The following is a 10,441-nucleotide window of genomic DNA, read 5'->3' as shown; positions in this document are numbered from 1 at the left end:
CGCACCCCCCCCCCACATCCCCCCCCCCCCCCCCCCCCCCCCCTCCTCCCCCCCCCCCCCCCCCCCCCCCCCCCCCCCCCCCCCCCCCCCCCCCCCCCCCACGGCTGTGGCGCTGCCGAGCAGGCCGCGTCTGGTGATGCCCTCGTACCCGTTGCTCATACCCGCCCGCCTTCCATCGTTGCCCATCGATTTCCATGGATGTGAACGACGTTCAGATCTGCGTCGGCGGTGAGCATGCCACGGGGGCCCCTGACGGGGAAGGGGTTGTGCAGCGGTTAACTGGTGTGCGAGGGAGGTCAGTTGGCGGGACGCTGAGTCAGATGAGTGAACGCGTCCAGGTTGCGGGTCGACTCGCCGCGGGACACCCGCCAGGCGTACTCCTTGCGGATCGCGGAGGCGAAACCGAGCTCAAGAAGGGTGTTGAAAGAGCCGTCGGCGGCTTCCAGGACCGAGCCGAGCAGCCGGTCCACCCCGTCCGGAGTGACCGCGGCCAGCGGCAGCTTGCCGACCAGATACACGTCCCCCAGGGAGTCGACCGCGTAACTGACCCCATAGAGCTTGAGGTTGCGCTCCAGGAGCCAGCGGTGGACCGCTTCCTGGTTCTCATCGGGGTGGCGGATCACGAACGCGTTCAGCGACAGCGAGTGCCTGCCGACGATCAGCGAGAGGGTCGTCGAGAGCTTGCGGGTGCCGGGCAGCTTCACGACGTACGAGCCCTGTTCGGGGCTCTCCCACTCCAGTTCGGCGTCCTTGAGTACGTGCTCGATGACCTGCGCCGCCTGCGGTACGTCAGCCATGGTGCGAGCGTACGCGACGGCGGTGATGCTGCATCGCGGCGGTGTACACGTCCGCCGTGGCCGCGGCCGCGGTGTCCCAGCCGAAGGACTGGGCGTGCCGTGCGGCGGCGGCGCCCATCCGGGAGGACAGCTCCGCGTCGTCGGCGAAAGCGCGCAGCACGCGCGCGTAGTCCTCGGGATGGTGCCCGGGAACGAGGAAGCCGGTCTCCTGGTGGCGCACGGCGACCGGCAGACCGCCGACCTCGGCCGCGAGCACCGGCGTACCGGCCGCCTGCGCCTCTATGGCGACCAGGCCGAAGGACTCGCTGTAGGAGGGCATGACCAGCACCGAAGCGGCCCGGAACCAGTCCGCGAGCTGCTCCTGCCCGACGGGCGGCCTGAACCGTACGACGTCGGCGATGCCGAGCCGCGCGGCGAGTTTCTGCAGGCCCTCGGGCTGGGCGAGACCGCTGCCGCTGGGTCCGCCCACCACGGGGACGACGATGTTGCCGCGCAGCTCGGGACGCTCGTCCAGCAGGACGGCGACGGCGCGCAGCAGCACGTCGGGGGCCTTCAGGGGCTGTATGCGGCCCGCGAAGAGGGGGATCAGGGCGTCCTGCGGGAGCCCGAGACGGGCGCGGGCGGCGGCGCGGCCGTCGGCCGGACGGAAGCGGTCGAGGTTCACGCCCGGGTGGACGACGGCGACCTTGCCGCGGTCGGCCTCGTAGTAGCGGACGAGTTCGTCGGCCTCTTCGGCGGTGTTGGCGATGAGGCGGTCGGCGGCGCGCACGATCTGGGTCTCGCCGATGACGCGGGCGGCGGGCTCGGGGGTGTCGTCCTCGGCCAGCGCGGCGTTCTTGACCTTCGCCATGGTGTGCATCGCGTGCACCAGGGGGGCGCCCCAGCGTTCGGCGGCGAGCCAGCCGACGTGGCCGGAGAGCCAGTAGTGGGAGTGCACGAGGTCGTAGTAGCCGGGGCGGTGACCGGCCCAGGCCTGCATGACACCGTGCGTGAAGGCGCACAGCTGGGCGGGCAGCTCTTCTTTGGCGAGGCCCTCGTAGGGGCCCGCGTCGACGTGGCGCACGAGGACGCCGGGCGCGAGCTCGACGGTCGGCGGCAGGGCGGCCGTGGTGGCCCGCGTGAAGATCTCGACCTCGATGTTGATCTCGGCGAGGCGCTGGGCGAGCTCCACGATGTAGACGTTCATGCCGCCCGCGTCGCCCGTGCCGGGCTGGTGCAGGGGCGAGGTGTGGACGGAGAGCATCGCGACGCGACGGGGCCTGCGGTGCAGCCTGAGCCGTGCGGACGCCGCCGGAGAGCGACGCCCGAGCCTGCTGACGTACTGGCTCACGTGGCGTTCCTCCTCGCTGCGGGCATGCCTCTCGGAGGGCGTGGGGACCCTCCAAAGAGGGGGAACGCTGGAGCAGGCCACCTCATTTCCTCTTTGCCGAATCATTACCGGGTGTCGCTCAACCGTTCGATGACGGGGCGGGTTGTTTGTCGACTGCGGGTGCGCGGGAGTGACTCGCGCCCCTTTTAGGTGCGCGGGGAACTGCGCAATCTTTTAGGGGGCCCGGGGCACAGCCCCCCAGGGACGGGAAGGGTAGGTGCGGCGGGGGCGAAAATCCCCCCTACCCTCGTACGTATGACAGCCCGCGCAGCTTCCCGCCCCGTGGGAAGCGTGACGCGCGGGACCACCAACCCCAACCGCCTGCGCCGCATGGACCGCTGGATCGCGGCCACGCACGGCGCCGAACTCCGCCGCGCCGCCGACCCGGTGGCGATCGACCTCGGATACGGGGCCGCGCCCTGGACGGCGGTCGAGCTGCTGGCCCGCCTGCGCACCGCCGCTCCCCGCACCCACGTGGTCGGCGTCGAGATCGAACCGGCGCGGGTCGCGGCCGCGCGCCCGTACGAGCGCGAGGGCCTCGTCTTCAGACACGGCGGCTTCGAGGTCCCGGTGCAGGGCAGCCCCTCCCTCATCCGGGCGGCGAACGTGCTGCGCCAGTACGACGAGGACCAGGTCGCCGAGGTCTGGCAGCGCCTGTGCGCACGCCTCGCACCGGCGACGGACGGCTCCCGGGGCGGTCTGCTCGTCGAGGGCACCTGCGACGAGATCGGCCGCCGGCACGTCTGGGTCGCCCTCGGCCCGGAGGGCCCGCGCACGGTCACCTTCGCCACCCGCCTCGGCTCCCTGGACCGCCCGTCCGACCTCGCCGAGCGCCTGCCGAAGGCCCTCATCCACCGCAATGTCCCGGGCGAGCCCGTGCATGCGTTCCTGCGCGACTTCGACCGCGCCTGGGCCGCCGCCGCGCCGTACGCCTCTTATGGCGCCCGGCAGCGCTGGATACGGACGGTCCGCGACCTGACGGCCGACTGGCCGGTGACGGACCGGGCGACGCGCTGGAGGCAGGGCGAAGTCACGGTGCGCTGGGAGGCGTTGGCGCCGCGGGCGTGACCGTTCGGGGCGTGCGGCGGCCGCCGCACCGCCCGTGACCTGCGGGGAACTCACTGCGTGAGCCGTTCGTCACACAGGCGGGTAGATCGTCTTGTGGAAGCGGGCTGAGGGGAAGGGAGTTCTTGCCCGCCTCTGTCGCATTGCGCGCCGACATGGCACGATCCCCCAGGCGTCCGTAAGTTACTGACGGTAAATCAGTTTGGGGGCGGAGTAATGGGATCCGGCAAGCGGAGCCTGACCACGGTGGCCATGACCCTGGCCTGCGCATGTGCCTGCGCGGTGCTGGCAGCACCCGGCGTGGCGTACGCGAGCCCGGCACAGACATCGGCCCGGACCCCCGCCCCGACCCCGACATCCAAGAGCAGCAAGGACCTTGAAGCGGTCCGCACGAAGCTGGACAAGCTCTACCACGCCGCGGCGGTGGCGACCGACGCTTACAACGCGGCGCAGGAGAAGGCCGAGAAGCAGTCCGCCGCGATCGTCGATCTGGCCCGCGAGATCGTCAAGGGCCAGGCGAAGCTGGACAAGTTGAAGGACCGCGCGGGTGCCGCGGCCCGCGCGCAGTACCGGGGTGGCGGGCTGCCGCCCGAGGCGCAGCTGTGGCTGAGCGACGACCCGCAGGAGTTCCTGGACGGCGCGGGCCGCGTGCGCCAGGGCGAGCACGCGACCAAGGGCCTGCTCGCCGAGATGACGCGCACCCAGCAGGACTTGGAGCAGTACGCGAAGGACGCCTCCGCGCAGTGGACGAAGCTGGAGGCCAACCGCAAGACCAAGGCCGCGGCCAAGAAGAAGATCAAGCAGCAGATCGCCGCCGCCGAGAAGCTGGAATCCCAGCTGGAGAAGGAGGAGAAGGAGCGGCTGGCGAAGCTGGAGGAGGAGGCCGCGCACAAGGCGCAGACGGCCTGGCTGAGCTCCGGCGTCCTCGCGGAGATCAACAGCAAGGCGTCCGAACAGGGCAAGAAGGCCGTGAAGTACGCGACCGAGCAGATCGGCAAGCCGTACGAGTGGGGCGCCGAGGGCCCGAAGTCGTACGACTGCTCGGGGCTGACCTCCCAGGCCTGGGCCAGCGCCGGACACGGCATTCCCCGCACCTCGCAGGAGCAGTGGAAGCAGCTCACCCGCGTCGACATCAAGGACATGCGCCCCGGCGACCTGATCATCTACTTCGACGACGCCAGCCATGTCGGGATGTACATAGGGGACGGCGCGATCGTGCACGCCCCCCGGCCGGGGCGGACGGTGACGATCACGGGAGCTGGGTCGATGCCGATCCTGGGGGTTGTACGGCCGGACGCGTGACGCGCCCTGTGTGACGCGTGGAGCCGGGCCGAGCTGTGCCGTAAGCCGTGCTGTGCCGTGCCTGCCGAGCCGCGCCATGCGGTGCCGAGCCGAGCCGTGCCTGCCGCGCCGTGCCTGCCGAGCCGCGCCATGCGGTGCCGAGCCGAGCCGTGCCTGCCGCGCCGAGCCTGCCGAGCCGCGCCATGCGGTGCCGTGCGATCGATCCCCGGCCGGAAAGATCAAGCCTGTCCGGCGATTGAGGACGAGCCCGAAGGGCGATGAGACCTGTGCACCGGCGGAGGGTGCCTTATAAGACGCACGGCCCCGGCAAATGACGTACCGGCGCGACGCACCGCGCGCGACGCACCGCACGTGACGCACCGCACGTGACGCACCGCACGGTTGCCCTCCCGGAGCAACCTCGGGGACGTGACCTTCGTCATCCCGGAGGGAACAGCATCCTGTCCAAGTGCGGTACAGGATGCGGCATATGACGCTGGCTGTTTGCCATGAGGCGCACCGCACACCATTCCGTTGCGGCACCGGCTACCGCTATGGTCCCGGTCGGTGGGTCGAGGACCTTCGACCGACCACGCCCTCGGGGGGAGGGAAGGAACCCAGACGATGCCCGTACCCGTACCGCGGCAGAGAGCGATCCCGGCCGTGGAGAGTGTTCAGGCTCAAGCCGCGTTCTCACCCGGCGGCCCCTCCGGAAACCCCACCGGCGGCCCGGCCACCGTGGGACCGACGCCCGGTGCCCCGGCCCCGGTCGACCACAGCTCCACCAACCTGACCCTGCTGGTCATCGAGGACGACCCGGCCGGTTCGCTCAGCGTGCCCGAGATGCTCGACGCGACGGGCAAGCCGATCCGTATCCGCAGCGCCCGCAACCTCACCGAGGCCGAGCGGCTGCTCACCGACGACGTCCACTGCATCCTGCTCGACCTGGCGCTGCCGGCCCCCGGCCGGTCCACCGAGCAGGACGACGAGCTGGCCACGCTCAAGCACGTGCTGCGGCTCGCACCCCGGCACGCCGTCCTCGCGCTCACCGCGTCCGGGGACGCCGAGCGCGGCGCCGAGGCGGTGCGCGTCGGCGCCCAGGACTACCTCTTCCGCGACGAGCTGGACGGCCGGCTGCTGAGCCGCGCGATCCGGTACGCGGTGGAGCGGAAGCGTTCCGACAGGGCCGAGCGGCGCCTCACCGAGTCCCGCCTGCGTGCCCAGGAGAACGCCCGCCTGGAGCGCGGCCTGCTGCCCACGCCCCTCCTGGAGGGCTCTCCGCTGCGCTTCGCCGCGCGCTACCGCCCGGGCCGCTCCCGCGCCCTGCTCGGCGGCGACTTCTACGACACCGTCCGGACGCCCGACGGCACCGTGCACGCCATGATCGGCGACGTCTGCGGGCACGGGCCCGACGAGGCGGCGCTCGGCGTGGAGCTGCGCATCGCCTGGCGCGCGCTGACGTTCGCGGGGCTGTGCGGCGACGAGCTGCTCTCGACGCTCCAGCAGGTCCTGGAGCACGAGCGTGAGAACGACGAGATCTTCGCGACGCTGTGCACGGTGGACATCGCGCCGGACGGCCGCCGCGCCGGACTCTGCCTGGCCGGCCACCCGTCCCCGCTGATCTCCCGCCCCGGCCGGCCCGCCGAACTGCTGCCGTACGAGAACAACGGCCCGGCCCTCGGCCTGCTGCCCGGCGCCCGCTGGCCGCGCCGGCAGGTGGAGCTGGGCGGCGCCTGGAGTCTGATGCTCTACACCGACGGCCTGATCGAGGGCCGCGTCGGCGAGGGCAACCAACGGCTCGGCCAGGACGGCATGGTGGACATGATCCGCCGCCAGCTCGCCCAGGGCCTCCAGGGCGAGGAGCTGCTGCGCGCGGCGGTCAACGAGGTGCGCGAGCTCAACGGCGGGGAACTGACGGACGACGTGGCGGTGCTGTTGCTGGACCGGACTCCCTGACGGGGTTCAGCGGCCGCCGTTGTAGGGCCCGTACGGGCCGTCGCTGCTCGAGCCGCGGCGGCCGCCTCGGCCACCTCCCGAGACCTGCCTGAGCGCGGGGCGCACGTCCACGATGTAGACGATGCTGGCGATGACGCCGATGATCGGGAGGAAGGAAAGGATCGAGAACAGGTAGCTCACGGCGAGCGCGATCCCGAGGATGAGCAGCCAGAACCACTTGTTCTGCTTGTCCGCCGCACGGAAGGCGTCCTCGCGGCGGAACGCCGCGTCGAACAGCCCGAACGCTGCGAGGGCCATCAGGACGATCTTCAGCAGTCCCAGGAACCCCGCGAAGCCCAACATCAGCATGCTGCCTACCGCCCTTTCTCTCCGACTCCTACGCGGTCACCGTACCCGGAGAACGGGCCGGACACCCCAAGGGTGCCCGGCCCGTTGCCTTCGTTCCGCCGCCGCCTACTTCGCGGGCGGAGTCGTCTTCTTGGCGGTGGCCTTGCGGGCGGCCGGGGCCTTCTTCGCCGCGGTCTTCTTGGCCGGGGCGGACTCGGCGGTGGCCTCGGCGGGCTTCTCCTCGTCCTTGACCTCGACCGGCTCGGCCTTCGGCTCGACGGCCGCGGCCAGTTCCTCGATCTCGTCGGCGGCCTCGCCGCGCCAGGTCTTCACGGCCTGCTCGCCCTGCTCGGCGACCTTCTCGTACGTCTCGCGGGCCTTCACGGCGTACTCGGCGGCGACGCCGACGCTGCGCAGGGCGAGGTCCTGAGCGGACTCACCGATCTTCTTGAGGTCGGTGTCGAGGGTGCTGATGAACTCCGTCACCTTGGCCTGGATGGTCTCCTGCGCCTCCTTGGCGCGGGCGGTGGCCTTCTCCTGGACGGCGTTCGGGTCGATGTTCTTGACGGTCTCGATGCGCGCCGGGGCCTCGGCACGGATCTGCTCCACGATGCCGGGCACCTTCCTGGCCTGCTGCACGGCCAGATCGGCGGTGCCGGCGAGGAAGTAGAGCGGGGTCGGGTCCGTGGCGGCCTTGCGGATGTCGTCGGTGATGGCCATGGCGATGGTCCTCCCGGATTCGCTTTCAGCTGAGGGTTTTGGTGGTCGCGGCGAGACCGGCCTGTCTGCGGTGCTTCCGGTGGTGCTGGTCGGTCAACTGGCGGTCTGCTGCGGATCGGCATCTCTGCCGTCGGCCGTGCGGGGGCCGCGGACGGCGGTGTCCTTTGTGTCCTGGTCTCTGCCCTGGTCCAGATCCTGGTTCAGGTCCTGGTTCAGGTCCTGGTTCAGATCCTGGTCCATGCCGTGGTCCAGGTCCTGCAGGTTCTGGCCTATGTCCTCGCCCGTGTCCTGGGCCGTGCTGATCTCGAACCCGTTCTCCTTGCGGAAGGACTCGTAGATCTGGAGCAGCACCTGCTTCTGCCGCTCGTTGAGCGTGGGATCGGCGAGGATGACGGCGCGCGTCTCCACCTCGTCCCGGTCCCGCTCGGCGTCGAGGATGCCGGCCCGCACGTACAGCGTCTCGGCGGAGATCCGCAGCGCCTTGGCGACCTGCTGCAACACCTCCGCGCTCGGCTTGCGCAGCCCGCGCTCGATCTGGCTCAGATACGGATTGGACACCCCGGCGGCGTCGGCGAGCTGCCGCAGCGACAGCTGCGCGCTGCGCCGCTGTTCCCGCAGATACTCACCAAGATTGCCGACGTTGAGCGATGCCATGCCCCCACCTTGCCGCACCCGCGCTAACAATTGCAAGCACGCGCTTGCAAAAGTGCGCTAGCCCACGTTGCGACCCGTCTCAGGCGATCACAACAGCCCACCCTTTCGGGCCATGACTGCGCGCTCAGCTGACGGCAGCGCCGAACCACTTGGGCAGCCGGCTGAGCAGATCCTGCTGATCTTCACCGACCCACGCCACGTGGCCGTCCGGCCGCAGCAGCACCGCGGGCGCGTCCAGTTCCTCGCTGACGTCGACGACGTGGTCGACCCGATCTGCCCAGCCCGCCGCCGAGAGCCGGCCGGTCTGGTCGAGCAGGAGTCCACGGCCGCCGTGCATCAGCTCGTAGAGGCGCCCCCGCTTCAACTTCACGTCCCGCATCCGCCGGCCGAGCAGTTCATGCCCCTCCCCGAAGTCGTAGCGGACCCCGACCGCGGTGATGATCCCGGTCACGTACCGGTTCACCTCCTCGAAGTCCATCAGCTTCGAGAACAGCTCCCGCAGCGCGGTCGCACCCGGATCGGTCCCCAGCAGCGTGATCTGCGCGCGGGTGTTGTCCAGCACGCGGGCGCCCACCGGGTGCCGTTCGGCGTGGTAGCTGTCCAGCAGCCCCTCCGGTGCCCAGCCGTTGACCGCGGCGGCCAGCTTCCAGCCGAGGTTGAACGCGTCCTGCACGCCGAGGTTGAGCCCCTGCCCGCCGGTCGGCGGGTGGATGTGCGCCGCGTCGCCGGCCAGCAGCACCCGGCCGACCCGGTAGCGCTCGGCCTGGCGGGTGGCGTCTCCGAACCGGGACAGCCAGCGCGGCGAGTGCACGCCGAAGTCGGTGCCCGCGACCGCCCGCAGCTGCTGCTTGAACTCCTCGAGGGTCGGCGCCGTCGCACGGTCCTCGGCCACCCCGTCGGCGGGCACGATGACGCGATACGTCCCGTCCCCGTTGGGGATGGTGCCGAACCGCAGTTGGGTCCTGCGGACTTCCTCGACGACGGCGGCAACCGTCTCCGGATCCTCGGTCATCTCCATGTCACCCAGCAGCGTCTCGACCTTGGCGGGCTCGCCGGGGAAACCGACACCTAGCTGCTTGCGCACCGCACTGCGGCCGCCGTCGCACCCGACGAGGTAGCGCGAGCGCAGGTGCGTGCCGTCCGCCAGCTCGACGGTCACCCCGGCCCCGTCTTCGTCCTGACTCAGCCCGACCACTTCACAGCCGCGCCGGATCTCGGTACCGAGTTCGAGGGCACGCTCGTCGAGCAGCCGCTCGGTGACCGGCTGCAGGGTGGAGAGGCCGTACGGGTGCGCCGTGTCCAGCCGGTCCGGCCACGGCTTGCTGATGCCGCCGAAGAGACCGCCGGCCTGGAACTTCTCACTGACCGCGAGGAACCGGTCCAACAGGCCGCGCTGGTCCATCATCTCGACGCTGCGCGCGTGCAGGCCGCGCCCGCGGGTCTCCTTGGTCGGCTCGGTCAACTTCTCCAGCACGACCACGTGCACTCCGGCCAGCCGCAACTCGGCTGCCAGCATCAAGCCGGTCGGTCCGCCGCCGACCACGATCACGTCAATCATCAAAACGCCCATTCAACGAGATTGAATTTCGGCCAGCCGCTCCGCGCAGTCCGGCGGCGGCACACACACCCGCGCCTCCGCGCCGAGTCCCCACAACCGCACCGCGAGTCCCACCGGCGGTTCGACGTTCCCGCGCAACCCATACGTCGACAACAACATACGTACTTCGCGAATCTGCTATTTCCGCAGGTACTGGCCTTGGCCGGCCATTCTGCGGCACGACCTGGGCCTTGCCGCAAGCCCCCCGGTCCGCTATACGTTGAGAGCGGCAAGGAGTGGGAGTGGGTAGCCTCCCGCCGGCGGCTGGAGTGCCCCGGTAGCCACGTGATTGAAGGCCGGGAAGCAGAAGTCGACCTTCGCGGCCGACAGTCGGGATTTCCTCGCGAGGTGAGTGGCCGTCACTGCTGGCCTTCGGACCACCTGGACGCCGGCTGGACACGACTGGGCGGACTGCGCGGTTGAAGCGAACGCCGCGATGTTTCTGCTCGTCGGCGACGTCTTCCTCCAGACGTGATCGAGAGCCGGATCGCCGTCAAGCGCGAGCACGAGATCGACCCGATGCGGCTGCGCCCGCACCCGTACGAGTTCGCCCTGTACTCCGACGTCTGACCACTGTGCGGTCGTGGGGGGGGGGGGGGGGGGGGGGGGGGGGGGGGGGGGGGAGACGAAAGAAAGGAGAAAGGACCGCGAGCGGGGGCGGGAGCGGGCGTGCAG

At 70.9% G+C, this 10,441-nt stretch carries 10 protein-coding genes (1 of these 10 running past the window's edge); 3 read left to right on the top strand and 7 right to left on the bottom strand.

The genetic code is table 11. The features are described from left to right. The 3 genes from ACZ4WS_RS40265 to mshA form a co-directional block, all read right to left on the bottom strand. Window positions 1–5, bottom strand: the start of a protein-coding gene (locus tag ACZ4WS_RS40265) for a glycosyl hydrolase family 28-related protein (RefSeq protein ID WP_467988112.1). Its footprint begins 1,588 nt before the window's first position; only the first 5 of its 1,593 coding nucleotides appear in the window; the start codon lies at window positions 3–5; the stop codon falls past the left edge of the window. Window positions 6–296: 291 nt separating this feature from the next. Continuing rightward, window positions 297–797: a type III secretion system chaperone family protein gene (locus tag ACZ4WS_RS40260; RefSeq protein ID WP_467988111.1), complete on the bottom strand. Its 501-nt coding sequence runs from the start codon at window positions 795–797 to the stop codon at window positions 297–299. After that, window positions 790–2,127, bottom strand: coding sequence for a D-inositol-3-phosphate glycosyltransferase (mshA, locus tag ACZ4WS_RS40255; protein WP_467988110.1), 1,338 nt, complete (start codon window positions 2,125–2,127; stop codon window positions 790–792). The genes ACZ4WS_RS40260 and mshA overlap by 8 nt, the downstream gene beginning before the upstream one ends. A gap of 294 nt (window positions 2,128–2,421) precedes the next feature. Between mshA and ACZ4WS_RS40250 the strand changes: the two genes are divergently transcribed. The 3 genes from ACZ4WS_RS40250 (at window position 2,422) to ACZ4WS_RS40240 (ending at window position 6,468) form a co-directional block, all read left to right on the top strand. Continuing rightward, a complete protein-coding gene (locus tag ACZ4WS_RS40250) occupies window positions 2,422–3,234 on the top strand; it encodes a class I SAM-dependent methyltransferase (RefSeq protein WP_467988109.1) in 813 nt (270 codons plus the stop codon). Window positions 3,235–3,447: 213 nt separating this feature from the next. Beyond that, window positions 3,448–4,533: a C40 family peptidase gene (locus tag ACZ4WS_RS40245; protein ID WP_467988108.1), complete on the top strand. Its 1,086-nt coding sequence runs from the start codon at window positions 3,448–3,450 to the stop codon at window positions 4,531–4,533. A 603-nt stretch (window positions 4,534–5,136) separates the two neighbouring features. Continuing rightward, the gene (locus ACZ4WS_RS40240; protein WP_467988107.1) at window positions 5,137–6,468 is read left to right on the top strand and encodes a PP2C family protein-serine/threonine phosphatase; all 1,332 of its coding nucleotides are present in this window, start codon (window positions 5,137–5,139) and stop codon (window positions 6,466–6,468) included. Window positions 6,469–6,474: 6 nt separating this feature from the next. Here the strand turns inward: ACZ4WS_RS40240 and ACZ4WS_RS40235 are convergent, their stop codons facing one another. The 4 genes from ACZ4WS_RS40235 to rox all read right to left on the bottom strand — a co-directional run bounded on the left by ACZ4WS_RS40235 (window position 6,475) and on the right by rox (window position 9,727). Next, window positions 6,475–6,816: a DUF2516 family protein gene (locus ACZ4WS_RS40235; RefSeq protein WP_467988106.1), complete on the bottom strand. Its 342-nt coding sequence runs from the start codon at window positions 6,814–6,816 to the stop codon at window positions 6,475–6,477. Between the two features lie 105 nt (window positions 6,817–6,921). Next, window positions 6,922–7,515: a hypothetical protein gene (locus ACZ4WS_RS40230; RefSeq protein ID WP_467988105.1), complete on the bottom strand. Its 594-nt coding sequence runs from the start codon at window positions 7,513–7,515 to the stop codon at window positions 6,922–6,924. Window positions 7,516–7,608: 93 nt separating this feature from the next. Next, window positions 7,609–8,169 carry a helix-turn-helix domain-containing protein gene (locus ACZ4WS_RS40225; RefSeq protein ID WP_467988104.1) on the bottom strand — a complete coding sequence of 187 codons (561 nt, stop codon included), beginning with the start codon at window positions 8,167–8,169 and terminating at the stop codon, window positions 7,609–7,611. Window positions 8,170–8,293: 124 nt separating this feature from the next. Continuing rightward, window positions 8,294–9,727, bottom strand: coding sequence for a rifampin monooxygenase (gene rox, locus ACZ4WS_RS40220; RefSeq protein ID WP_467988102.1), 1,434 nt, complete (start codon window positions 9,725–9,727; stop codon window positions 8,294–8,296). Between the last annotated feature and the right edge of the window lie 714 nt (window positions 9,728–10,441).

The sequence above is a fragment of the Streptomyces sp. NPDC029292 genome (assembly GCF_055569295.1).
The sequence above is the reverse complement of the archived record's forward strand: the minus strand, read 5'-3'. Positions and strand labels throughout refer to the sequence as shown.